This window comes from Streptomyces sp. CB01201, assembly GCF_002803085.1.
Lineage (GTDB): Bacteria > Actinomycetota > Actinomycetes > Streptomycetales > Streptomycetaceae > Streptomyces > Streptomyces hundungensis.
This window is the reverse complement of record NZ_NNBJ01000003.1, coordinates 292,636-315,994: the sequence shown is the minus strand read 5'-3', so window position 1 is coordinate 315,994 and position 23,359 is coordinate 292,636. Positions and strand designations below refer to the sequence as shown.

Genomic DNA, 23,359 nt, shown 5'->3' with positions numbered 1-23,359 from the left:
CCCTCCGGTCGGTCAGTTGGGGCTGGTCGGGGAGCGGGTCAGATCCACCGCGGGCAGCGAGGGCAGATGGCGGATGACCGCGGTCTCCGTACGCAGCAGTTGCAGCTCCTCGCGCAGCCGGGTCGCCGTGTCCGGGGCCTGGAGCAGCCGCTGCTTGGCCGGGACGTCCAGGACCGCGGCCGCGGCGACGAGGTAGGACACCACCGAGGGCTCGTCGGGGAGGTCCGCGGTGCCGGCGAGTGAGCGCTCCCGGGCGCCCGCGAGCCGCTTCTGGTACGAGCGGAACGCGCGCAGGACGCCCTCGGCGAGTGCGCCCGCCTCCTCGCCCGGCTCCTCCGGCAGCTCCTCGACCTCGGCCGTCAGATACGGCCCGCTCGCGTCCACCGACAGGATGCGGATCCTGGTCGTGCCGGTGGCCAGCACCTCGAAGCTGCCGTCCGAGCGCTCCCGGATCGTGGCCGCGTCCGCGACACAGCCCACCCGGTGGAACGCCTGGGCGGGGTCGGCGCCGAAGCCCGCGGCGGGGCCCTTCTCGGCCGTCGCGGTCGGGTCGGGGAACCCGGGCGCGGTGGGTGCGACCTCGCGCCCGTCCCGGATCGCCACGACGGCGAAACGGCGCGGCTCGTCGCCGTCCTCGCCCTCGGAGGGGCCTGATGCGTCGGTGCCGGTCTTCAGCAGGTCGCGCATCATGGCGCGATAGCGCTCCTCGAAGATGTTCAGCGGCAGGACGAGGCCGGGGAACAGGACCGAGTTGAGCGGGAAGAGCGGGAGGCGTGCGGTGGTCACAACGCTCAAGCGTAATGGCCGCCGGAGCGGGCTCGTCCGGGCTTGTGGCGGTCGCGCCCCCACGGCGTGCCCGCGGCGGCCTCGGTTCGTACGAACTCACGGAGTTCCAGGTACTGGCCCAGTGGATCGGCGGCCAGATGCAGCCAGGGGAACGACGTGGCATACGGCCCGATACGCCGGAATTCCTCCAGCGTCTCCGGCCAGCGCCGGCGCATGACGAGGACGTAGGCGAGCAGGTTGCGGACCTCGGCCGGCCACGGGTCGCCCGGCTCATAGGCGGCGGACAGCTCGATGCCGAGATCGGCCGCCGCGTCGATCCGCTCGTACGGGATGGCGTGGCCGCCGCCGCCCACCAGATAGGCGAAGGCCGCGCGGGCCGGGAGTGCCCGGATCAGGGAGCCCGGCAGGGAGTCCTCGGCGGCCCGCTCGGCGAAGTCGAAGCACTCGCGGTGCGAGCCGTACCACTGGGCGGACAGGTACTGGAGCGCCGCCACATGGCAGCCGTAGTGGTGCGAGGACCGGTGTATGGCCTCGCCCCACAACTCCTCGAAAACGGTGTGCGGCGCATGCGTGCCCCGGGCGTGGTCCAGGGCGATCCGCCACGGCACCGGGTCGGCGGGGTCGCCCTCGGCCGCCGAGTGGATCAGCGGCGCCACCTCGCGCAGCTGCTCGGCCCGGGCGGGCGAGCCCCAGGCCCGCACGATCGCCAGCTCGGCCTTGACGAGCAGGGCGTCCGGATCCCGGGGGCATGCGGCCAGCCAGTGGGCGAGCCACTCCGGCCGGCTCACCGCGAAGGCGGCGAGCCGGACCGTGTAGCGGTCGCGGTTCTCCCACTCGGCCAGCTCGCGGGTGGTGGCGAGCAGCTTCGCCGCCACTTCGTACTCGCCGAGCGCGGCCGAGACCAGCGCGGGGGCGAGCCGGGCATCGGGGGCATCCAACAGCACTTCTCGGCCATCGGGCAGACCCGTGGCGAGAAGTGGTGTATGCCTGGCCCGCCGTGCGGTGCGGATCAGCGCGGATACGAATGTCATGGTGTGGACCATTGAAATCCGCAGGTGGGGGCGGCGCCAGGGGGTCCATTGTGAAGCTTTCGTATCGGTGGTGAGGGTTGTACGACCCGGGGTCAAGGACCGGCAAATTCAGCCGCGGACGGCCGCGCGGGGAGCCCGTGAAGACTTCGCGCGGAGCTCGCGAAAACGCCCCCGGCGGCCCCGCGCCGGGTCAGCCCCGCCGCAGCAGCCGGGAGGCGCCCGCGGCCACGGTCGTCGCCAGGATCCAGCCCAGCATGATCAGCAGCGCCGCCGCCCACTGCCAGGCGCCGGAGAGCCTCCAGTAGCCGTCCTGGCCCAGGTTGACCACCGGGATGAGGAGGTCGAGCGCGTAGAGCGCCGCGTTCCAGTCCGGGTGCTCGTCGGCCTTGATCGGCCGGGGATCGTAGTGCGAGAAGGCGAGGGTGCCCGCCGCCCACAGGACCGCCATCCACAGTGCGGCCCGGCCCGGCCGGTACCCGTACGCCACCGTCACATCCTGGAGCACGCCCCACGCCTTCGCGGCCAGCGGCAGCGTCTCGCGGCGTCTGCGCTGCTTGGCGAGCAGCACCTCACGGGCGTCCGCGTCCTCACCGCAGCCGCGCAGCACCGCGGCCAGGCGCTCGTACGGCTCGGGCGCGTACTCGGGGGTCGCCGCGGTCACCCAGCCGAGTCGCTGGGCGAGCGTGAAGGTGCCGATCGGGATGAGGTTCTCGTAGGCGAAGCCGCTCATCGTCAGATGCCCGGGGCCGGGCCAACTGGCCGCCATGTCGACCAGGTTGACCACCCGGGCCCCGGAGAGGACGACCTTGCCGCGCTCGGGGCGCCGGCCGGTGAAGCGCAGCTCCGGCGTCTGGATGCGGCGCAGCGACAGCTCCTGCGTGTCGGTCATCACCACCTGGGACTGCGCCAGGTCCACCGCGTCCCCGAACCGCCCGTCGTCCAGGCGCAGCCCGCCCCGGCATTCGAACGGCTGGATCAGGGTCCCCCGGATGGGGGTGTTGGTGTAGTTCGTCCCGTACGGGGGAGTGGTGCCCGCCTGGTTGCCGCTCGGGTAGACGGCCGCCGAGGTCAGGTACAGGGTGCGCTCGACGGTCAGCTGCGGGGCGTTGAGCGCGCGCCGGCCGTCCGGGTTGATCAGGCGGCTGCCGCGCAGGCTCAGGGTCACCCCGATCTTCGCGGCCCGCAGGCTCAGCTCCCCGTACGACTCGATGAGGTCGGCCTGGAGGTCCTGCGCGACCGCGAGCCCGTCGGCCGCGATCGAGCGGCCGTTGCGGTCGGCGTGCACCACGACCTGGCTGAGCAGGAGGTCGGTGCCGATGTGCGCGTCGGTCAGCCGGATGCCGCCCGCGACCCGGCAGCGCGGCAGGTGCAGATCGCCCTCGGTGGTCAGCCGGGCCGCCTCCAGGCGCGGAATCGCGCAGCTCACCATGCGTACGGTCGTGAAGTGGGCCTCGGGGAGCAGGACTTCGTTCTCGAACCGGCAGTTGTTCAGCTCGACGTACGGAGTGACCGTGCCGCCGGACAGGTTGAGCGTGCCGGTGATCTGCACGCCGTTCAGCTTCAGGGCCGCGACCCGGCCCGGCAGCGCGGGCGGCCCGCTCAGCAGGAGCAGCGCCACCACCCGGGCCCGCACGCTGCGCTCGGGGCCCCAGGGCCGTACCGCGAAGGGATCGTCGCGCACCGGATTGCGGGTGCGCAGATCGTAGGTGCTGCCATTGCGGAAGGCCTGCCACATGCCCAGCTCCGCCGGGCTGAGCCAGTCCGGTGCCTCACCCGGATCGGGCGCCTCGGTCAATGCCGTCCCCCTCGCCGTCCACCCTGAGTCGCTGAGTCCACCCTGACAGGAGGAACGCTAGTGGCCGCGGGTGACAGGGTGTGACGCCCGGGTTGCGTATCAGCCACTGATACAGGCGTCCAGTGCTTCCGGGGCGTCTGAGAGAATTGGATACGTGATCTCCCGAATCGATCTGCGCGGCAACACCCTCCCCGAGGGTGGCGCCCTGCGCGACCTGCTGCCCCGTGCCGAGTTCGACGTGGAAGCCGCCCTGGAGAAGGTGCGGCCCATCTGCGAGGACGTGCATCATCGCGGCACGGCGGCGCTGATCGAGTACGCGGAGAAGTTCGACGGCGTGAAGCTGGAGCGGGTCCGGGTGCCGGCCAAGGCCCTCAAGGACGCTCTCGACCAGCTGGATCCGCAGGTCAGGGCCGCTCTGGAGGAGTCGATCCGGCGGGCCAGGATCGTCCACCGCGCCCAGCGCCGCACCACCCGCACCACCCAGGTCGTGCGCGGCGGCTCGGTCACCGAGAAGTGGGTGCCGGTCGAGCGCGTGGGCCTGTACGCGCCCGGCGGCCGCTCGGTCTACCCGTCCTCCGTGATCATGAACGTGGTCCCGGCGCAGGAGGCCGGCGTCGGCTCCATCGCGCTCGCCTCGCCGCCGCAGAGGGAGTTCGACGGCCTGCCGCACCCCACGATCCTGGCGGCCTGCGCGCTGCTCGGCATCGACGAGGTGTACGCGGTCGGCGGCGCCCAGGCCGTCGCGATGTTCGCGTACGGCACCTCGGGCCCCGACGGCTGCCCGCCCGCCAACATGGTGACCGGCCCCGGCAACATCTGGGTGGCCGCCGCCAAGCGCTACTTCACCGGCCGCATCGGCATCGACACCGAGGCGGGCCCGACCGAGATCGCCGTCCTCGCGGACGACACCGCCGACCCGGTGCACGTGGCCGCCGACCTGATCAGCCAGGCCGAGCACGACCCGCTGGCCGCCGCCGTCCTGGTCACCGACTCGCCCGCGCTCGCCGAGGCGGTCGAGAAGGAGCTGGAGCCGCAGGTCGCGGCGACCAAGCACATCGAGGACCGGATCAAGCCGGCGCTCGCCGGACGGCAGTCCGCGATCGTCCTGGTCGACTCGCTGGAGGACGGCCTCAAGGTCGTCGACGCGTACGGCGCCGAGCACCTGGAGATCCAGACCGCGGACGCCGCCGCCGCGGCCGACCGGGTCCGCAACGCGGGCGCGATCTTCGTCGGCCCCTGGGCGCCGGTCTCGCTCGGCGACTACTGCGCGGGCTCCAACCACGTCCTGCCCACCGGCGGCTGCGCCTGCCACTCCTCGGGCCTGTCCGTGCAGTCCTTCCTGCGCGGCATCCACATCGTCGACTACACCCGCGACGCGCTCGCCGAGGTCGCCCACCACGTGGTGACCCTCGCCGAGGCCGAGGACCTGCCGGCGCACGGGGCGGCGCTCAAGGCCCGCTTCTCCTGGAAGGTGCCGAACGCATGACAGGCATCGACGACCTCCCCGTACGGGACGAGCTGCGCGGCAAGTCCCCTTACGGGGCACCCCAGTTGGACACCCCCGTCCAGCTGAACACCAACGAGAACCCCTACCCGCTGCCCGAGCCGCTGGTCGAGCGGATCGCCGAGCGGGTCGCCGAGGCGGCCCGGAGCCTCAACCGCTACCCGGACCGGGACGCGGTGGAGCTGCGCACCGAGCTGGCCAAGTACCTCACCCGCACCGGCAAGCACCCGGTCGCGGTCGAGAACGTCTGGGCGGCCAACGGGTCCAACGAGGTCATCCAGCAGCTGCTCCAGACCTTCGGCGGCCCCGGCCGCACCGCGATCGGCTTCGAGCCCTCGTACTCGATGCACGCGCTGATCGCCCGCGGCACCGGCACCGGCTGGATCTCCGGCCCCCGCGACGAGGACTTCACCATCGACCTCGCGGCGGCCGAGCGGGCCGTCGCCGAGCACGCGCCGGACGTCGTCTTCATCACCTCGCCCAACAACCCGACGGGCACCGCGGTCGCCGCCGAGACGGTGCTCGCGCTGTACGAGGCGGCCCAGGCGGCCGGGCCCTCGATGGTGATCGTGGACGAGGCGTACGTCGAGTTCAGCCACCGCGACTCGCTGCTCCCGCTCATCGAGGGCCGCCCGAACCTGGTCGTCTCGCGGACCATGTCGAAGGCCTTCGGCGCGGCCGGACTGCGCCTGGGCTACCTCGCCGCGCACCCCGCGGTGGTCGACGCCGTGCAGCTGGTCCGCCTGCCCTACCACCTGTCCGCCGTCACCCAGGCGACCGCGCTCGCGGCCCTGGAGCACACGGACACCCTGCTCGGCTATGTCGAGCAGCTCAAGGACGAGCGGGACCGGCTGGTCGGCGAACTGCGGGCGATCGGCTACGAGGTGACCGAATCGGACGCCAACTTCGTCCAGTTCGGCCGCTTCGACGACAGCCACGCCATGTGGCAGCGGATCCTCGACCGGGGCGTCCTGGTCCGGGACAACGGAGTGCCGGGCCGGCTGCGGGTCACCGCCGGCACCCCGGCCGAGAACGACGCGTTCCTCGACGCGGTCCGTCAACTCAAGAAGGAGCAGAGCGCATGAGCCGCGTTGGCAGGGTGGAACGCACCACCAAGGAGACGTCCGTCCTCGTCGAGATCGACCTCGACGGCAGCGGAAAGGTCGACGTCTCCACGGGCGTCGGCTTCTACGACCACATGCTCGACCAGCTCGGCCGGCACGGCCTGTTCGACCTCACGGTCAAGACCGACGGCGATCTGCACATCGACACCCACCACACCATCGAGGACACCGCGCTCGCGCTCGGCGCCGCCTTCAAGCAGGCCCTCGGCGACAAGGTCGGCATCTACCGCTTCGGCAACTGCACCGTCCCCCTCGACGAGTCGCTCGCCCAGGTGACCGTCGACCTGTCGGGCCGCCCGTACCTCGTGCACACCGAGCCCGAGAACATGGCGCCGATGATCGGCGAGTACGACACGACGATGACCCGGCACATCTTCGAGTCCTTCGTGGCCCAGGCGCAGGTCGCGCTGCACATCCACGTACCGTACGGACGCAACGCGCACCACGTCGTCGAGTGCCAGTTCAAGGCGCTCGCCCGGGCTCTGCGCTATGCCTCCGAGCGTGACCCGCGCGCTGCCGGAATCCTTCCTTCCACCAAGGGTGCCCTGTAAAGCATGAACGGTCTCAACACCATCCTGATCGTGCTCGGCCTCTTCCTGATCGGCGGAATCATCTCCTTCGTCAAGCAGGGGATGCCGAAGAGCCTGATCATCCTCCTGTCGTTCGGCGCCGTGATGTGCCTGGCCGCCGGCATTCTGCGACTGGACGTCTGGTCATGAGCGCACCCGCCAAGAAGGTCGTCGTCTTCGACTACGGGTTCGGCAACGTCCGCTCCGCCGAGCGGGCCCTGGCCCACGTCGGGGCCGACGTGGAGATCACCCGCGACTACGACCGGGCCATGAACGCCGACGGGCTCCTGGTCCCCGGCGTCGGCGCCTTCTCCGCCTGCATGAAGGGGCTGCGCGACGCGCGCGGCGACTGGATCGTGGGGCGCCGGCTCTCCGGCGGCCGCCCGGTCATGGGCATCTGCGTCGGCATGCAGATCCTCTTCGAGCGCGGCATCGAGCACGGCGTGGAGACCGAGGGCCTCGACGAGTGGCCCGGTGTCGTCTCGCCGCTCAAGGCCCCCGTCGTGCCGCACATGGGCTGGAACACCGTCGAGGCCCCCGAGGACAGCGAGCTGTTCGCCGGCCTGGACGCCGGGGCCCGCTACTACTTCGTGCACTCCTACGCCGTGCACGACTGGAGCCTCGAAGTCACCAACGCCAAGATCCGCGCCCCCAGGGTCAGTTGGGCCACCCACGGCGAGCCGTTCGTCGCCGCGGTGGAGAACGGCGCCCTGTGGGCCACCCAGTTCCACCCCGAGAAGTCCGGCGACGCCGGAGCCCAGCTGCTCACCAACTGGATCGGAACCCTGTGATGGCCCCCAAGCTCGAACTCCTCCCCGCCGTCGACGTCCGCGACGGCCAGGCCGTGCGTCTCGTCCACGGCGAGTCCGGCTCCGAGACCTCCTACGGCTCGCCCCTGGAGGCGGCCCTGGCCTGGCAGCGCTCGGGCGCCGAGTGGCTGCACCTGGTCGACCTGGACGCGGCCTTCGGCACCGGCGACAACCGCGCCCTGATCGCCGAGGTCGCGGGCGCCATGGACATCAAGGTCGAGCTGTCCGGCGGCATCCGCGACGACGCCTCCCTGGCGGCCGCCCTCGCCACCGGCTGCACCCGCGTCAACCTCGGCACCGCGGCCCTGGAGACCCCCGAGTGGGTCGCCAAGGTCATCGCCGAGTACGGCGACCGGATCGCGGTCGGCCTCGACGTGCGCGGCACCACGCTGCGCGGTCGCGGCTGGACCCGCGACGGCGGCGACCTGTACGAGACGCTCGCCCGCCTGGACGCCGAGGGCTGCGCGCGCTACGTCGTCACCGACATCGCCAAGGACGGCACGCTCCAGGGCCCCAACCTGGAACTCCTGAAGAACGTCTGCGCGGCCACGGACAAGCCGGTCGTCGCCTCGGGCGGCGTCTCCTCGCTCGACGACCTGCGGGCGATCTCCGCGCTCGTCCCGCAGGGCGTCGAGGGCGCGATCGTCGGCAAGGCCCTCTACGCGAAGGCCTTCACGCTGGAAGAGGCGCTGAAGGTGGTCTCGGCATGAGTGACGAGGTCCGCAAGATCTCCTCCGGTGCCCCCTGGGAGGAGCGCTTCGGCTACTCCCGCGCGGTGGAGCTCCCGAACGGCCTTGTCCTGGTGGCCGGTTGCACGTCGACGGTCAACGGCCGCATCGACGAGGGCGGCCCCTACGAGCAGACCGTCACCGCCTTCGGTGTCGCCGTCAAGGCCCTGGAGTCCCTGGGCCTCGGCCGCGAGGACGTGGTCCGCACCCGTATGTACATCACCCATGCCCGGGACGTCGACGATGTGGGCCGCGCCCACAAGGAGCTGTTCGACGACGTACGCCCGGCGGCCACGATGCTGATCGTGTCCGGCTTCGTCGACCCGAGCCTGGTCGTCGAGGTCGAGGTGGAGGCCTACCGGCGGACGGCGGCCGCGTCATGACCCTCGCGGTACGGGTGATCCCCTGCCTGGACGTGGACGGCGGCCGGGTCGTCAAGGGCGTCAACTTCCAGAACCTGCGCGATGCCGGCGACCCGGTCGAGATGGCCAAGCTGTACGACGCCGAGGGCGCGGACGAGCTGACGTTCCTCGACATCACGGCGTCCTCCGGCAACCGCGAGACCACCTACGACGTGGTGCGCCGCACGGCGGAGCAGGTCTTCATCCCGCTCACCGTCGGCGGCGGCGTACGCAGCGCCGACGACGTGGACAAGCTGCTGCGGGCGGGCGCGGACAAGGTGGGCGTGAACACGGCCGCCATCGCGCGGCCCGACCTGATCCGCGAGATCGCGGAGCGCTTCGGCCGCCAGGTGCTGGTCCTCTCGGTCGACGCCCGCCGTACGGAGTCCGGCTCCTTCGAGGTGACGACGCACGGCGGCCGCAAGGGTACCGGCATCGACGCGGTCGAATGGGCGCACCGGGCCGCGGAGTTGGGGGCGGGGGAGATCCTGCTCAACTCCATGGACGCGGACGGCACGAAGGACGGCTACGACACGGAGATGATCGCGGCGGTCCGCCGCCATGTCACCGTGCCGGTGATCGCCTCCGGCGGCGCGGGCCGCCTCGACCACTTCCCGCCGGCGATCGCGGCGGGCGCGGACGCGGTCCTGGCCGCCTCGGTCTTCCACTTCGGCGACCTGCGCATCGCCGAGGTCAAGGAATCCCTGGCCAAGGCAGGCCACCCGGTCCGCTGACCCCGGCCGCCGCGCGGGGCCCGGCACGCATGAGAGTGCCGGGCCCCGCGCGACATCCCGCGAGCTCCCCTGAGCCCTGGTAACGGTGGCCGGGGTTTTTCGGCGCCCTCGCAGCGCCGATCGAACCGACACACACAGCGAGAGGCCGACCACATGCCCACCGCCAGGTTCTTCTTCGACGCGGGATCAGGCGTGGTCCTCTGGGCGGCCCCGGAGGACCAGGAGGCGTGGGGGTACGCGGTCGATCTGGACCGACTGCCGATCAGCCACCACCTCCGCGACGACCTGAGCAGCCTGATAGATCGCTACGACACGTCGTTGAACTGGGATTACCCCCTGGACCCGGGACCGTGGCGTGCAGCGGAGTGCCACGACTTCAACGAGGCGGTACGCCAAGCGCTCGGCTGCCTTCGCACCGAACTCGGCCCGGCATGGCGGATCCACGACGAGACCTCCGCACTCCACGAAGACCCGGACCTCGACCGCTATCTGGCCGACCCAGCCGGATTTGTTCGCGCCGACCCCCGCGGGTGACGCAGCCGTGACGCCTGCTTCGCCGACGGCGTACGCCGACAACTGACGCCCGGGCGTCGCCGACTGAGCGCGATGAGAGCGACCGTGGCCACCGGCATCCTGCTCCACCCCGAACCGAGCCACGCATCCTTCGCACCGAGCGTACCGAGACGCGCAGCATTTGTTGCGCAACTTATATTGCGCAAGTTTTCTTTCCTATCTAGCCTGGATGCATGGCAGCCCAAGGCAATCGCAGGATCACCGACGTCGACACGCTCAAGGCGTTCGGCCACCCCCTGCGCATGAAGCTCTACCGCGCGCTCTACATCGCCCGCTCCGCCACCGCCTCCCAGCTCGCCGACCAGGTCGACGAGGCGGTGTCCCTCGTCAGCTACCACCTGCGCAAGCTCGCCGACCACGGCCTCATCGAGGAGGCCGGGGCGCAGGGGAAGGACGGGCGGGAGCGCTGGTGGCGGCCCGCCTCGGACGGGGTCAGCTACCGCCACGAGGACTTCAAGGACGCCCCGGAGAAGGTGGCCGTCCACACCTCCGTGACCCGGCTCCTGGTCGAGCAGCGGATGGAGCTGTACCGGGCCTTCCTCGACGAGATGGCGGCCTGGAGCGCCGAGTGGACCGGCGCCTCGTTCAGCAGCGAGTACGCCGTCTCGCTCAACCCGGCCGAAGTGCGGGAGATGGAGGAGGAGTTGGGCGCCGTCCTGGAGAAGTTCAAGGAGCGCGGCGAGGCGGCGGCGAAGGCCGGCGACGGCGCGGACCGCGAACACGTCGCGGTCCACCTGTACGGCTTCCCCTTCCGTGTCTGACCCTGCCCGTCGGAGAGGTTCCGCCATGACCGTCACCACCCTCATACCGCCGGCCCCCGCCCGCCCGGCCCACCGGGACGGCAATGTGCTGCGGTGGCTCGCCGCGTACACCCTCTCGCTCGTCGGCGACAGCGTGTACTACATGGCGCTGTCCTGGGCCGCGGCCCGCTCCGGGAGCGCGGGGCAGGCCGGGCTCGTGCTCGCGGTCGGCGCGGTGCCCCGGGCGCTGCTCATGCTCGGCGGAGGCGTCATCGCCGACCGGTTCGGGCCGCGCCGGGTCGTCATCGGCAGCGACGCGGCCCGCAGCGTGATCATCCTGGCCATGGCGGCGGCCCTGCTGCTCACGGGCCCGCACCTGTGGCTCCTGATCGTGCTCGCCCTCGTCTTCGGCGCCGTGGACGCGGTGCTGCTCCCCGCCCTCGGCGCGCTGCCGCCCCGGATCACCGGACCCGGCGAGCTGGCCCGGGTGCAGGGGCTGAAGGGGCTCGCCGCACGGGTCGCCAACATCACCGGGGCCCCGCTCGGCGGGCTCGCCGTGGCGCTCGGCGGCACCACGGCCACCTTCGCCACGGCGGGCGCCCTGTTCGCGGTGTCGACCGTCCTGCTCGTGCGGGTCCGGATGGCCCGGCTCGAAGGTGACGGCCGGAAGGCGCAGGGGCCGCCGCTGCGCGAGCTCACCGACGGGCTTCGCTACATCCGCCGCCACCGCCTGCTCGCCCCTTTGATGCTCGTCGTGGCGGTCGGCGAACTCGGCTTCGCCGCCCCGCTGAACATCGGACTCACCCTGCTCGCCCAGGAGCGGGGGTGGGGCGCGGCCGGCATGGGCTGGATCGTCGCGGCATTCGGCGCCGGCGCGGGTGCCGCCTCGCTGCTGCTCTCGGTGCGCGGCCGCCTGCCGCGCGCGGGGCTCGTCCTGGCGGCATCCCTGCTCGGCGGCACGACGGCCATCGCGGGCCTCGCCTACGCCCCCTCGGTGGCGCTCGCGGCCGTCGCCGGGGTCCTCATCGGACTGCTCGCCGGACTGAGCGGGGCCCTGTGCGGGGCCCTGTTGCAGACCGCCACGGACCCCGCCTACCTGGGCCGGGTCACCGCGGTGGCCTCCCTGTTCACCATGGGCATCGCACCGCTGGGCTACCCGCTGGCGGGCGCGGCCATCGGCATCTGGGGCACCCAGCCGGTGTTCGTGGCCAGCGCGGGCGTGTGCGCGACGGGCGCACTGATCGGCCTCGCCTCCGGCCACCTGCGCCGCGCCGAACTCCCGCGCTGAACCATGCCGCGGTGCTCGCGGCGGCTAGAGCCCGAGCTTCGCCTCCAGGGCCCGGGTCGAGGCCTCCTTCTCGCCCTCGATCTCGACCTGCGCCGCCTCCTGGCGCCCGTACGCGAACAGCGTCAGCTCGCCCGGCGCGCCGGTGACCGTGACCACCGGGGTGCCCTTGTGCGCCACCACCGTCTGGCCGTCAGGGCGGCGCAGCACGATGCCCACCGGCGACTTGCGGCCCATCAGCCGGGCCGCCTTCTCCAGGCGGGACCACAGCGCGTCCGAGAACACCGGGTCGAGCTCGCGGGGCGTCCAGTCCGGCTGGGCCCGGCGGACGTCCTCGGCGTGCACATAGAACTCCACCGCGTTGGCGCCCTCGTCGACCTGCTTGAGGCTGTACGGGGAGAACTTCGGCGGGCCGGTACGGATCAGCTGGATCAGTTCCTCGTACGGCTTGGCGGCGAATTCCGCCTGGACCCGGTCGAGGCGGTTCTTGAGCGCGCCGATCAGGATCCCGCCCGCCGCGTCCAGGCGGCGCTCGCGCACCACCACATGGGCCGCGAGTTCGCGGGCCGTCCAGCCCTCGCAGAGGGTCGGTGCCTCGGGGCCCGCCGCCTCCAACAGGTCGGCGAGCAGAAGCCGTTCACGTTTGGCATGGGTCGACATGTCCGCCAGCGTACGGCCGCCGGGGTCGTCCGGACAGTGGACGCACCGCCCGGAAGCCCTCGCGGCCACGGCAGAATAGGGGCATGACCAGCAATCTCGACCCCGCCATCGCCGCCCGCCTCAAGCGCGGCGCGGATGGTCTGGTCCCGGCCATCGCCCAGCAGTACGACACCGGCGAGGTGCTCATGCTCGGCTGGATGGACGACGAGGCCCTGCACCGCACCCTGACCACCGGCCGCTGCACGTACTGGTCGCGCAGCCGTCAGGAGTACTGGGTCAAGGGGGACACCTCGGGGCACGTCCAGCACGTGAAGTCGGTCGCCCTGGACTGCGACGCGGACACCGTCCTGGTCAAGGTGGACCAGGTGGGCGCGGCCTGCCACACCGGGGACCGCACCTGCTTCGACGCCGACGTACTCGACCTCGGGAAGTAGTCATGGACCTCGACACCTTCCGCAAGCTCGCCGTCGACCGCCGGGTCATCCCGGTCCACCGCCGCCTCCTCGCGGACGGCGACACCCCGGTCGGCCTGTACCGCAAGCTCGCCGCCGAGCGGCCCGGCACCTTCCTCCTGGAATCGGCCGAGAACGGCCGCACCTGGTCGCGGTACTCCTTCGTCGGCGTACGGTCGGACGCGACCCTCACCGTGCGCGACGGCGAGGCCCACTGGCTCGGTACACCGCCGGTCGGGGTCCCCACTTCGGGTGATCCTCTGGCGGCCCTGAGGGCCACCGTCGAGGCCCTGCACACCCCGCGCGACCTGGTGGCCGGGATGCCGCCCTTCACCGGCGGAATGGTCGGCTACCTCGGCTACGACATCGTGCGGCGCCTGGAGAAGATCGGCGAGCACGGCGGCGACGACCTCCGGCTGCCCGAGCTGACCATGCTGCTCACCTCGGACCTCGCGGTGCTCGACCACTGGGACGGCTCGGTCCTGCTGATCGCCAACGCGATCAACCACAACGACCTCGACACCGGCGTGGACGAGGCGTACGAGGACGCGGTGGCCCGGCTCGACGCGATGGAGGCCGACCTCGCCAAGCCCGCCGAGTACGCGCCGGTCGCCCTTCCCCCGTCCGAGCTGCCCGAGTACACCGCGCTGTGGGGCGGCCCGGCCTACCAGGACGCCGTCGAGGACATCAAGGAGCGCATCCGGGCCGGCGAGGCCTTCCAGGTCGTGCCCTCGCAGCGCTTCGAAACGCCGTGCCGCGCAAGCGCGTTGGACGTCTACCGGGTGCTGCGCGCCACCAACCCGTCGCCGTACATGTACCTGTTCCGGTTCGACGGCTTCGACGTCGTCGGCTCCAGCCCCGAGGCCCTCGTCAAGGTGGAGGACGGGCGGGCGATGCTGCACCCGATCGCCGGGACCCGGCCGCGCGGCGCCACCCCGCAGCGCGACCAGGCGCTCGCCGACGAGCTCCTGGCCGATCCCAAGGAGCGCGCCGAGCACCTCATGCTCGTCGACCTCGGCCGCAACGACCTGGGCCGCGTGTGCGAGCCGGGTTCGGTGGAGGTCGTGGACTTCATGTCGATCGAGCGGTACTCCCATGTGATGCACATCGTGTCGACGGTGACCGGCCGGGTCGCCGAGGGACGCACCGCGTTCGACGTCCTGACGGCCTGCTTCCCGGCCGGCACGCTCTCCGGTGCGCCCAAGCCCCGCGCGATGCAGATCATCGAGGAGCTGGAGCCCGGCCGCCGCGGGCTCTACGGCGGCTGTGTCGGCTACCTCGACTTCGCCGGGGACTCCGACACCGCGATCGCGATCCGTACCGCCCTGCTGCGGGACGGCACCGCGTATGTGCAGGCCGGAGCCGGCGTGGTCGCCGACTCCGACCCGGTGGCGGAGGACGACGAGTGCCGCAACAAGGCGGCCGCCGTCCTGCGCGCGGTCAACACGGCCAACCGGCTCAGCCGGTGAACGCGGCGGTCCCGTTCGGGGTGCCGAGCCCCGACGGGCCGTCGTAGCCGCTGCCTCCCTTGCACAGGTAGGCCGGCGAGCAGCTGCCGTTCGAGCCGCTCGTCACATCGTTGAGCGAACCGGTGTGGGCGTACGGGAACGAGGCCGGCGTGGAGCCCGAGGACGGGACGCCCGCCAGCGCGTACACCGCGGCGATCAGCGGCGAGGACGCGCTGGTGCCGCCGAACACCTCCCAGCCCGGGTCGCCGCCGTAGGTGTCGTACACCGCGACACCCGTGTTCGGGTCGGCGACCGCCGAGACGTCCGCGACGGTCCGCTTCGAGCAGCCGGTGTCCTTCTGCCAGCTCGGCTTCGCGTCGTACGCGGAGCAGCCGGAACCGGCTCCGCTCCACACGCTCTCGGTCCAACCCCGGCTGTTGGAGGACGAGTTGAGCGAGGTGCCGCCGACCGCGGTGACATAGCGGGAGGCCGCCGGGTACTCGGTGCCGTAGCCGCCGTCACCGGAGCTCACGGTGATGGCGACGCCCGGGTGGTTGAAGTACTGGCTGTCGTAGGACGTGTCCGAGGACGACTCGCCGCCGCCGTAGCTGTTGGAGACGTACTTGGCGCCGAGCGAGACGGCCGTGTTGACGGCCGTGCCCAGGTTCGCCATCGAGGCGGACTTGGCCTCGACGAGCAGGATCTTGCAGTTCGGGCAGGCCGCGCTGACCATGTCGAGGTCGAGGGATATCTCCTCGGCCCAGCCGGCGTCCGCGCCCGGCAGCGTCGACGTGCCGGTCTGACCGACCTTCTTGAAGCAGCCGTTGGCCACGGTGCAGGCCGGAAGCCCGTACTGGGAGCGGTACTTGGCGAGGTCGGCCGCCGCGTTGGGGTCGTCGTAGGCGTCGACGATCGCGACCGTACGGCCGGAACCGGCGCTCGACGAGGGCAACTTGTAGGCGGACTGGAGCGACGACGGGCCGTAGCCCGACGGTGCGGCGGCGCCGGTGAGGGCGCGTTCGGCGCCGGCGGACTTCACCGTGCCGCCGGTCACCTTCAGCGCCTTGCACGCCATGACGTCCAGTCGCGTCGGGGCCGCACAGGAGCGCACGGTGGTGACGTGTGCGTCGGTGGAAGGGGTCGCTGCCTGGGCGAGGGGAGTGGCCAGGGCGAGCGCTGCCGCGGCCAAGGTGGCGGCCAGGGCGGTGGGGGAGAGGGATCTGCGCAACTTACTGCCTCCGTGTGGTGGGTGAACCTGGAGTCGTGCGGGTGCGCTGGGCCGGCCGCGCCGCGTGGTGCGCGACCCGGACCGGCGGTGAACCTAGGCTGACTGGGCCATGCCAACAAGGAGCGCGCCGGAATCTCTATCGCCGCTTTGCCTTCACGGCCCGTTCGGGAACAGTTCGCGGGCGGTTCGAGGGAGCCCGATGGTTGTTCGATGGCCGAGCGCTTGCCCGCCCTTGGTGCCGCGTGCCCCGGGCGCAGCCGGTTCCCGGCCCCGCCCGGCCGGTGCCCGGCGCCGCCCCCGCCGCCGCGAGGCGGCCCCCGGGTGAGGGTTCGAGGCGCCCGCAGGCGATAGTGGAGTACGTGAGTGCCGCATCCGTACCCCAGCCCCGTGCCGAAGCCGCCGCGCCGTCCGCCCGCGGCGGCGGCCGCAGCAGCCTGGCCGTCGCTCTGCTCGCCGGAGCCGTCGGCGCCGCCGTCGTCCTCCTGGCCTCCGGCCAGGTCTGGACGCGCGGCAACGCCTCCGTCGTCGGTGGCGGCGCGCTGCCGCTCGATGCAACCGGCGGCGCCACCACCGGGGTTCCCTCCGCCCTCGCGATCGTCGGGCTCGCCGCCCTGGTCGCGGTCTTCGCGGTACGCGGCGCCGGCCGGATCATCGTCTCCGCGCTGCTCACCCTCAGCGGCGCCGGCGCCGCCGCGACCGCCTGGCTCGGCATCGGCGACAGCGCGGCCCTGGACGAGAAGGCGGCCAAGGCCAGCGGCGACGCGGCCGCCACCGCCGGCGCGCTCACCCACACCGGCTGGCCCTACGTCGCCATCGTCGGCGGCGCCCTGCTGCTGCTCGCCGGACTCCTCGCGCTCCGCTTCGGCGCGGCCTGGCCCGCGATGGGCGGCCGCTACGAGCGCGACGGCACCCCCCGCCCGCGCAAGGCGCGCACCGCCCCCGACCCCGAGCGCCCCGAGGAACTCTGGAAGGCGCTCGACCGCGGCGAGGACCCGACGCGCGAGAGCTGACCCCCGCACTCACCCACCCATTCCCGTGCGGGACAATGGCAGCGAGCGTCGGGTTCGACGACAGCGGCCGAAGCGACACGTCGCCGAAACCGAGCCGGTGACATCGCCGGCAGCGCCGACGACGACAACGCCGACAACACGGAAACACCTACGAGGAGCAACCCCCATGGCGAAGAGCGGCCACGGCCACACCCCGGCAGCCTGGACCGGTGTCATCATTGCCTTCATCGGATTCTGCGTGACCTGCGTCTTCATAGTGGCCGCCAACCCGGTGGGCTTCTGGGCCGGCATCGCACTCCTCGGCATCGCCGCCGTCGTCGGCGGGATCATGAAGATGGCCGGCCTCGGCACCCCGAAGGACACGCCCGAGATCCAGCGCATGCGCGAGGACGCGGCCGCCAAGGTGCGCGCCCGCCTTGAGGCCCAGGTCGGCTGAATCCCTGAGCCACCGCGCAAGGCGCAGCCCCTCAGGGGCTGCGCCTTTCCCTGTGAACGGCGACAATCGCCCCGTGGACGCACCCCACCCGAACCCGGCCGCCCCGCCGAACCCGGCGGCCCCCGCACCCCCGGCGTACCCGGCCGCCCCGCCGAACCCGGCGGCCCCCGCACACCCGGCCGCCGCGGCGAACCCGGCCCACTTCGCCGCGCCCGTGCACCCGGCCCACTCCGCCGCCCCGCCGCGCCCGGCCGCCCCGGCCGGCAGCCCGCTGCGCAGGCTCCTGGTGCCGCTCGGCACGCTCGGCGCGGTGGCCTCGGCCTTCGCGTACGTGGGTCTGGTGGACCCGAACGAGCCGGGCCACTACCCGGTCTGCCCGCTGTACCGGTTCACCGGCCTCTACTGCCCCGGCTGCGGCGGGCTGCGCAGCGCCCACGACTTCATCACGGGGCACTTCGCGGCGGCGCTGCACGCCAACGCGATGGCCGTCACCGGCTATCTGCTCTTCAGCGTGTGCTGGGTCCTGTGGGCCGTCCGCTCGGCCCGAGGCCTGCCGTTGCGGATCGCGCCGAGCGACCGCCAGTGGTGGCTCGTCGGGGCCGCCGTAGTGATCTTCTCGGTGGTCCGGAATCTGCCGTTCGGCTCCGTACTCGCGCCATGACGGACCGATAAACCCGCAGGTGACGTCCCAATTATTGGGACGCCGCGCAACCGGATGCGAGCCCTCGGGCCCGGTGCGGATACCATCGTCATGGCTGATCGTGACCGCTACTGAAGGTCACCCTCGTTCTGACCGACATCACCGTCCCGGAAGGGGGCCGCTCGCGTGAGTGTGCTCGACGAGATCATCGAAGGCGTCCGCGCCGACCTCGCAGAGCGGCAGGCACGGGTCAGCCTCGACGAGCTCAAGGAGCGCGCCGCCAAGGCGCCGGCCGCCCGTGACGGCGTCGCGGCTCTGCGCGGCGAAGGCGTCAAGGTCATCTGCGAGGTCAAGCGCTCCAGCCCCTCCAAGGGCGCGCTCGCCGCCATCGCCGACCCGGCCGCGCTCGCCGCCGACTACGAGGCGGGCGGCGCGTCCGTCATCTCCGTGCTGACCGAACAGCGCCGCTTCGGGGGCTCGCTCGCCGACCTGGAGGCCGTCCGCGCCAAGGTCGACATCCCGGTCCTGCGCAAGGACTTCATCGTCACCGCCTACCAGCTGTGGGAGGCCCGCGCGTACGGCGCCGACCTGGCGCTGCTCATCGTCGCCGCCCTGGACCAGCCGGCCCTGGAGTCGCTGATCGAGCGCGCCGAGTCGATCGGGCTCACGCCGCTGGTCGAGGTGCACGACGAGGACGAGGTCGACCGGGCCGTCGAGGCGGGCGCCAAGATCATCGGCGTCAACGCGCGCAATCTGAAGGACCTCAAGGTCGACCGCGGCACGTTCGACCGGGTCGCCCCGGAGATCCCGGACCACATCGTGAAGATCGCCGAGTCCGGCGTCCGCGGCCCGCACGACCTCATCGCGTACGCCAACGCGGGCGCCGACGCCGTGCTGGTCGGCGAGTCCCTGGTCACCGGCAAGGACCCCCGCGCGGCCGTCGCCGACCTGGTCGCCGCCGGCGCCCACCCCGCCCTGCGCCACGGCCGCGGCTGACCCATGGCCCTCTCCGTCCGCCTCGCACCCGGCTGCCGCCCCCGCGGCTGCCGCGCCCCGGCGCGCCGGGTGCACGGACGGCGTGTGCGCTATGTCATCGGCTCGGAGCCGGGCCAGGTCAACGGCATGCGATGGCCCGGCGGCCCGAGCGCCGCGTGAGCCGCGCCCCCGAAGGGGCGCGGGGAAGTGACCTGTGCGATGTCGTCGCACGGGCGCGACCAGCCCCGTACGGGCCGTAGTCGCGCACTTCCGTGATCACCTGCGGCGCCTGGGCGCATCCGCTTCCCGAGCCAACCCAGGACCGGGGCCCAACCGCCCCCGTGAGGTATCCGCATGCCCAACGAGAACGACTTCTTCGTACCCGACCCCGAGGGTCAAGTCCCCAGCGCCGAAGGGTACTTCGGCGCGTTCGGCGGCAAGTTCATCCCCGAGGCCCTGGTCGCCGCGGTGGACGAGGTGGCCGTCGAGTACGACAAGGCCAAGCACGATCCGGCCTTCGCCGCCGAGCTCAACGACCTGATGGTCAACTACACCGGCCGGCCCAGCGCCCTGACCGAGGTGCCCCGCTTCGCCGAACACGCGGGCGGCGCCCGGGTGTTCCTCAAGCGCGAGGACCTCAACCACACCGGCTCGCACAAGATCAACAACGTGCTCGGCCAGGCGCTGCTCACCAAGCGCATGGGCAAGACCCGCGTCATCGCCGAGACCGGCGCCGGCCAGCACGGCGTCGCCACCGCCACCGCCTGCGCCCTGTTCGGCCTCGAATGCACCATCTACATGGGTGAGATCGACACCCAGCGCCAGGCCCTGAACGTGGCCCGGATGCGGATGCTCGGCGCCGAGGTCGTTCCGGTCGCCTCCGGCAGCCGCACCCTCAAGGACGCCATCAACGAGGCGTTCCGCGACTGGGTCGCCAACGTCGACCGCACCCACTACCTCTTCGGTACGGTCGCCGGCCCCCACCCCTTCCCCGCGATGGTCCGCGACTTCCACCGCGTCATCGGCGTCGAGGCCCGACGCCAGATCCTGGAGCGGGCCGGACGTCTGCCCGACGCGGCCGTGGCCTGCGTCGGCGGCGGCTCCAACGCGATCGGCCTGTTCCACGCCTTCATCCCGGACGCCTCCGTGCGCCTCATCGGCTGCGAACCCGCCGGCCACGGCGTCGAGACCGGCGAGCACGCGGCGACCCTGACCGCGGGCGAGCCCGGCATCCTGCACGGCTCGCGCAGCTACGTCCTCCAGGACGAGGAGGGCCAGATCACCGAGCCCTACTCGATCTCGGCGGGCCTGGACTACCCGGGCATCGGCCCCGAGCACTCCTACCTCAAGGACATCGGCCGCGGCGAGTACCGCGCGGTCACCGACGACGCGGCGATGCAGGCCCTGCGGCTGCTCTCGCGCACCGAGGGCATCATCCCGGCGATCGAGTCGGCGCACGCGCTCGCGGGCGCGCTCGACGTCGGCAGGGAGCTCGGCAAGGACGGCCTGATCCTGATCAACCTGTCCGGCCGCGGCGACAAGGACATGGACACCGCCGCGCGCTACTTCGGCCTGTACGGAAGCGACGCCGACACCGAGGTCGCCGCCGACGCGGCCGGCTTCGCCGAGATCGAGGGAGACGCCAAGTGAGCGGGAACGTACAGCTGTTGAGCGACACCCTCGCCAAGGCGAAGGCCGAGAACCGGGCCGCGCTCGTCGCCTATCTGCCCGCCGGCTTCCCGACCGTCGACGGCGGGATCGAGGCGGCCAAGGCCGTCTTCGACGGCGGCGCCGACATCGTCGAGGTGGGCCTGCCGCACAGCGACCCGGTCCTGGACGGACCGGTCATCCAGACCGCCGACGACATCGCCCTCAAGGGCGGCGTGAAGATCGCCGACGTGCTGCGCACGGTCCGCGAGGCCCACGCGGCCAGCGGCAAGCCGGTCCTGGTCATGACGTACTGGAACCCCATCGACCGCTACGGCGTGGAGCGCTTCACCGCCGAGCTGGCCGAGGCGGGCGGCGCCGGCTGCATCCTGCCCGACCTGCCGGTCCAGGAGTCCGCGCTGTGGCGCGAGCACGCCGACAAGCACGGCCTCGGCACGGTCTTCGTGGTCGCCCCCAGCAGCCGCGACGAGCGCCTCGCCGAGATCACGGCGGCCGGTTCCGGATTCGTGTACGCGGCCTCGCTGATGGGCGTCACGGGCACCCGGGAGTCGGTCGGCGCCTCGGCCGAGGACCTGGTCGCCCGGACCCGGGCCACCACCGAACTCCCGGTCTGTGTCGGCCTGGGCGTCTCCAACGCGGTCCAGGCCAAGGAGGTCGCGGCCTTCGCCGACGGCGTGATCGTCGGCTCGGCCTTCGTCAAGCGCATGCTGGACGCCCCCGATCACGCGGCGGGCCTCACCGCGGTACGGGAACTGGCGGCCGAGCTGGCCGAAGGCGTTCGCAGGGCGTCGTAGCGCGGGCTTCGCACAGCTAACCCGTACGGGTGGAAGTGGGACCGGGGAGGCACGAGCGTGCCTCCCCGGTTCGTTGCTGCGGGTGTGAGTGACAAGAACCCCGATGCGAAAAGGGCCGCGCGCGACCGGCTCGTCCAAGAACGTGAGCAGCACAAGGCGGGCGAGCGCCGCCGGCGGCAGCTGATCGTGGCCGGTGCCGTGGTGGGCGTGCTGGCCCTCGCCGCCGTGATCGGCGTGATCGCCGCCAACGCGGGCGGCGGCGACAGCGCCAAGAACTCCGCGACCAACGGCCCGGTCGTGGCGCCCACCGGAGCCGACGAGAAGGACAGCCTGGCCATCCCGGTCGGCGCCGCCGACGCCCCGTCCACCCTCACGGTGTGGGAGGACTTCCGCTGCCCGGCCTGCGCCGCGTTCGAGAACGGCTTCCGCTCGACCATCCACGAGCTGGAGAACAGCGGCCAGATCCGCGTCCAGTACCACCTGGCCACCCTCATCGACGACAAGACCCGCGGCAGCGGCTCGCTCCACGCGGCCAACGCGGCGGGCTGCGCGCAGGACGCGGGGAAGTTCTCCGCCTACCACGACGTGCTCTACACCAACCAGCCCGACGAGATGGACGACGCGTACGCGGACAACGCCAAGCTGCTCGATCTGGCCAAGAAGGTGCCCGGCCTCGACACGCCCGCCTTCCGCTCCTGCGTCGAGAACGGCACGCACAACAGCTGGGTCGTGAAGTCCAACGAGGCGTTCCAGGCGGGCAAGTTCAACGGCACGCCGACCGTGCAGCTCAACGGCGAGGCGATCTTCCCTGCCAAGGGCAGTGAGCAGATCACTCCGGCCAACCTGAAGAAGTGGGTGGCCGCGGCGAACAAGGGCAAGCCGGCCGGAAAGGCGAGTCCGGCCTCCTGAGGTCGGGGGCCTCTCGTTACTCATAAGTTGCCGGGCGGGTTGCCGCTGCGCCCGCCCGGCACGGTAGCGTCGTCCCTGCCATGGAACTTGCCTTCATCCCCAGCCCGTCGACCGGCGTGATCCACCTCGGACCGATCCCGCTGCGCGGCTACGCCTTCTGCATCATCATCGGTGTCTTCGTCGCCGTCTGGTACGGCAACAAGCGCTGGGTCGCGCGCGGCGGCCGCTCCGGCACCGTCGCCGACATCGCCGTCTGGGCGGTGCCCTTCGGGCTCGTCGGCGGCCGGCTCTACCACGTCATCACCGACTACCAGCTGTACTTCAGCGACGGTGCGGACTGGGTCGGCGCCTTCAAGATCTGGGAAGGCGGCCTCGGCATCTGGGGCGCGGTCGCGCTCGGCGCGGTCGGCGCCTGGATCGGCTGCCGCCGCCGGGGCATCCCGCTGCCCGCCTGGGCCGACGCGCTGGCCCCCGGCCTCGCCTTCGCCCAGGCCATCGGCCGCTGGGGCAACTGGTTCAACCAGGAGCTGTACGGCCGCCCCACCGATGTGCCCTGGGCGCTGAAGATCAGCGAGGGCCCCAACCGGATCGCGGGCACCTACCACCCGACGTTCCTGTACGAGTCGCTGTGGTGCCTCGCCGCGGGCTTCCTGGTCATCTGGGCCGACCGCCGCTTCAAGCTGGGCCACGGGCGGGCGTTCGCGCTGTACGTGGCCACGTACTGCGTGGGCCGGTTCTGGATCGAGTACATGCGGGTCGACGAGGCCCACCACATCCTCGGCCTGCGGCTGAACGACTGGACGGCCGGCGGTGTCTTCCTGCTGGCGGTCGCCTACATCGTCGTCTCCTCGAAGCTGCGCCCCGGTCGCGAGGAGATCGTCGAGCCCGGTGCCCAGGACGACGAGCCGGTGTCCTTGGACAAGCCCTTGGACAAGGGGGACGCGACGGAGGCGGGGACGCCCGCCGACCCCGCTGACCCGACGGATGCCTCCACCGACCCCGAGGCGGAGTCCCTGGCGTCGGAGCCGGAGCCGAAGAAGGCCTGATCGCGGTTGGGGGT

The 23,359-nt window shown here is 72.2% G+C and carries 27 protein-coding genes; 22 read left to right on the top strand and 5 right to left on the bottom strand.

What is annotated here, in order from left to right; all coding sequences use genetic code 11:
- Positions 1 to 12: 12 nt before the first annotated feature.
- The 3 genes from CG740_RS09405 to CG740_RS09395 all read right to left on the bottom strand — a co-directional run bounded on the left by CG740_RS09405 (position 13) and on the right by CG740_RS09395 (position 3,612).
- The gene (locus tag CG740_RS09405) at positions 13 to 786 is read right to left on the bottom strand and encodes an LON peptidase substrate-binding domain-containing protein (RefSeq protein WP_100574548.1); all 774 of its coding nucleotides are present in this window, start codon (positions 784 to 786) and stop codon (positions 13 to 15) included.
- Between the two features lie 5 nt (positions 787 to 791).
- Entirely contained in the window at positions 792 to 1,829 is a 1,038-nt protein-coding gene (locus tag CG740_RS09400; protein ID WP_100574547.1) for a hypothetical protein, read from the bottom strand.
- A 178-nt stretch (positions 1,830 to 2,007) separates the two neighbouring features.
- The gene (locus CG740_RS09395) at positions 2,008 to 3,612 is read right to left on the bottom strand and encodes an oxidoreductase (RefSeq protein WP_100574546.1); all 1,605 of its coding nucleotides are present in this window, start codon (positions 3,610 to 3,612) and stop codon (positions 2,008 to 2,010) included.
- Between the two features lie 154 nt (positions 3,613 to 3,766).
- On the opposite strand from CG740_RS09395, the gene hisD reads away from it, so the two are divergent.
- The 11 genes from hisD to CG740_RS09345 all read left to right on the top strand — a co-directional run bounded on the left by hisD (position 3,767) and on the right by CG740_RS09345 (position 12,082).
- A complete protein-coding gene (gene hisD, locus CG740_RS09390) occupies positions 3,767 to 5,098 on the top strand; it encodes a histidinol dehydrogenase (RefSeq protein ID WP_100574545.1) in 1,332 nt (443 codons plus the stop codon).
- Positions 5,095 to 6,201, top strand: coding sequence for a histidinol-phosphate transaminase (locus tag CG740_RS09385; protein WP_100574544.1), 1,107 nt, complete (start codon positions 5,095 to 5,097; stop codon positions 6,199 to 6,201). Before hisD ends, CG740_RS09385 begins: the two co-directional genes overlap by 4 nt.
- On the top strand, positions 6,198 to 6,791 hold the full coding sequence (gene hisB / locus CG740_RS09380) for an imidazoleglycerol-phosphate dehydratase HisB (RefSeq protein WP_100574543.1): 594 nt from the start codon (positions 6,198 to 6,200) through the stop codon (positions 6,789 to 6,791). The genes CG740_RS09385 and hisB overlap by 4 nt, the downstream gene beginning before the upstream one ends.
- 3 nt (positions 6,792 to 6,794) lie before the next feature.
- A complete protein-coding gene (locus CG740_RS40280; protein WP_199846383.1) occupies positions 6,795 to 6,959 on the top strand; it encodes a hypothetical protein in 165 nt (54 codons plus the stop codon).
- On the top strand, positions 6,956 to 7,600 hold the full coding sequence (gene hisH / locus CG740_RS09375; protein ID WP_100574542.1) for an imidazole glycerol phosphate synthase subunit HisH: 645 nt from the start codon (positions 6,956 to 6,958) through the stop codon (positions 7,598 to 7,600). The genes CG740_RS40280 and hisH overlap by 4 nt, the downstream gene beginning before the upstream one ends.
- Entirely contained in the window at positions 7,600 to 8,328 is a 729-nt protein-coding gene (gene priA / locus CG740_RS09370) for a bifunctional 1-(5-phosphoribosyl)-5-((5-phosphoribosylamino)methylideneamino)imidazole-4-carboxamide isomerase/phosphoribosylanthranilate isomerase PriA (protein ID WP_100574541.1), read from the top strand. Before hisH ends, priA begins: the two co-directional genes overlap by 1 nt.
- Positions 8,325 to 8,729, top strand: coding sequence for a RidA family protein (locus tag CG740_RS09365; RefSeq protein WP_100574540.1), 405 nt, complete (start codon positions 8,325 to 8,327; stop codon positions 8,727 to 8,729). The genes priA and CG740_RS09365 overlap by 4 nt, the downstream gene beginning before the upstream one ends.
- Positions 8,726 to 9,481, top strand: coding sequence for an imidazole glycerol phosphate synthase subunit HisF (hisF, locus tag CG740_RS09360; protein WP_100574539.1), 756 nt, complete (start codon positions 8,726 to 8,728; stop codon positions 9,479 to 9,481). The genes CG740_RS09365 and hisF overlap by 4 nt, the downstream gene beginning before the upstream one ends.
- A gap of 153 nt (positions 9,482 to 9,634) precedes the next feature.
- Positions 9,635 to 10,015: a hypothetical protein gene (locus tag CG740_RS09355; protein WP_100574538.1), complete on the top strand. Its 381-nt coding sequence runs from the start codon at positions 9,635 to 9,637 to the stop codon at positions 10,013 to 10,015.
- Between the two features lie 212 nt (positions 10,016 to 10,227).
- Positions 10,228 to 10,815: a winged helix-turn-helix domain-containing protein gene (locus CG740_RS09350; RefSeq protein ID WP_100574537.1), complete on the top strand. Its 588-nt coding sequence runs from the start codon at positions 10,228 to 10,230 to the stop codon at positions 10,813 to 10,815.
- A gap of 25 nt (positions 10,816 to 10,840) precedes the next feature.
- Entirely contained in the window at positions 10,841 to 12,082 is a 1,242-nt protein-coding gene (locus CG740_RS09345; protein ID WP_100574536.1) for an MFS transporter, read from the top strand.
- A gap of 24 nt (positions 12,083 to 12,106) precedes the next feature.
- Here CG740_RS09345 and CG740_RS09340 read toward each other — a convergent pair whose 3' ends face one another.
- Positions 12,107 to 12,739, bottom strand: coding sequence for a TIGR03085 family metal-binding protein (locus CG740_RS09340; RefSeq protein WP_100574535.1), 633 nt, complete (start codon positions 12,737 to 12,739; stop codon positions 12,107 to 12,109).
- An 83-nt stretch (positions 12,740 to 12,822) separates the two neighbouring features.
- Between CG740_RS09340 and hisI the strand changes: the two genes are divergently transcribed.
- Entirely contained in the window at positions 12,823 to 13,173 is a 351-nt protein-coding gene (gene hisI / locus CG740_RS09335) for a phosphoribosyl-AMP cyclohydrolase (protein WP_100574534.1), read from the top strand.
- 2 nt (positions 13,174 to 13,175) lie between these two features.
- A complete protein-coding gene (locus tag CG740_RS09330) occupies positions 13,176 to 14,660 on the top strand; it encodes an anthranilate synthase component I (protein ID WP_100574533.1) in 1,485 nt (494 codons plus the stop codon).
- On the opposite strand, the gene CG740_RS09325 is transcribed toward CG740_RS09330, so the two are convergent.
- Positions 14,650 to 15,867, bottom strand: coding sequence for a S53 family peptidase (locus CG740_RS09325; protein WP_100574532.1), 1,218 nt, complete (start codon positions 15,865 to 15,867; stop codon positions 14,650 to 14,652). The two genes, CG740_RS09330 and CG740_RS09325, sit on opposite strands and share 11 nt — an antisense overlap.
- Positions 15,868 to 16,217: 350 nt before the next feature.
- Here CG740_RS09325 and CG740_RS09320 point away from each other — a divergent pair, with 350 nt between their 5' ends.
- The 9 genes from CG740_RS09320 (at position 16,218) to lgt (ending at position 23,345) form a co-directional block, all read left to right on the top strand.
- On the top strand, positions 16,218 to 16,877 hold the full coding sequence (locus CG740_RS09320) for a TIGR02234 family membrane protein (protein WP_100574531.1): 660 nt from the start codon (positions 16,218 to 16,220) through the stop codon (positions 16,875 to 16,877).
- Between the two features lie 166 nt (positions 16,878 to 17,043).
- On the top strand, positions 17,044 to 17,313 hold the full coding sequence (locus tag CG740_RS09315) for an HGxxPAAW family protein (protein WP_100574530.1): 270 nt from the start codon (positions 17,044 to 17,046) through the stop codon (positions 17,311 to 17,313).
- Positions 17,314 to 17,386: 73 nt separating this feature from the next.
- Positions 17,387 to 17,974 carry a DUF2752 domain-containing protein gene (locus tag CG740_RS09310; RefSeq protein WP_100574704.1) on the top strand — a complete coding sequence of 196 codons (588 nt, stop codon included), beginning with the start codon at positions 17,387 to 17,389 and terminating at the stop codon, positions 17,972 to 17,974.
- Between the two features lie 165 nt (positions 17,975 to 18,139).
- Positions 18,140 to 18,949, top strand: coding sequence for an indole-3-glycerol phosphate synthase TrpC (gene trpC, locus CG740_RS09305; protein WP_100574529.1), 810 nt, complete (start codon positions 18,140 to 18,142; stop codon positions 18,947 to 18,949).
- A gap of 3 nt (positions 18,950 to 18,952) precedes the next feature.
- Entirely contained in the window at positions 18,953 to 19,108 is a 156-nt protein-coding gene (trpM, locus tag CG740_RS41850) for a tryptophan biosynthesis modulator TrpM (protein WP_376208002.1), read from the top strand.
- Between the two features lie 174 nt (positions 19,109 to 19,282).
- Positions 19,283 to 20,578 (top strand): tryptophan synthase subunit beta, encoded by a 1,296-nt coding sequence (trpB, locus tag CG740_RS09300; RefSeq protein WP_100574528.1) that lies wholly within the window; start codon positions 19,283 to 19,285, stop codon positions 20,576 to 20,578.
- Positions 20,575 to 21,390 carry a tryptophan synthase subunit alpha gene (gene trpA, locus CG740_RS09295; RefSeq protein WP_100574527.1) on the top strand — a complete coding sequence of 272 codons (816 nt, stop codon included), beginning with the start codon at positions 20,575 to 20,577 and terminating at the stop codon, positions 21,388 to 21,390. The genes trpB and trpA overlap by 4 nt, the downstream gene beginning before the upstream one ends.
- Before the next feature lie 84 nt (positions 21,391 to 21,474).
- On the top strand, positions 21,475 to 22,299 hold the full coding sequence (locus CG740_RS09290; RefSeq protein ID WP_100574526.1) for a DsbA family protein: 825 nt from the start codon (positions 21,475 to 21,477) through the stop codon (positions 22,297 to 22,299).
- Positions 22,300 to 22,379: 80 nt separating this feature from the next.
- The gene (lgt, locus tag CG740_RS09285) at positions 22,380 to 23,345 is read left to right on the top strand and encodes a prolipoprotein diacylglyceryl transferase (protein WP_100574525.1); all 966 of its coding nucleotides are present in this window, start codon (positions 22,380 to 22,382) and stop codon (positions 23,343 to 23,345) included.
- The last annotated feature ends 14 nt before the right edge of the window (positions 23,346 to 23,359 follow it).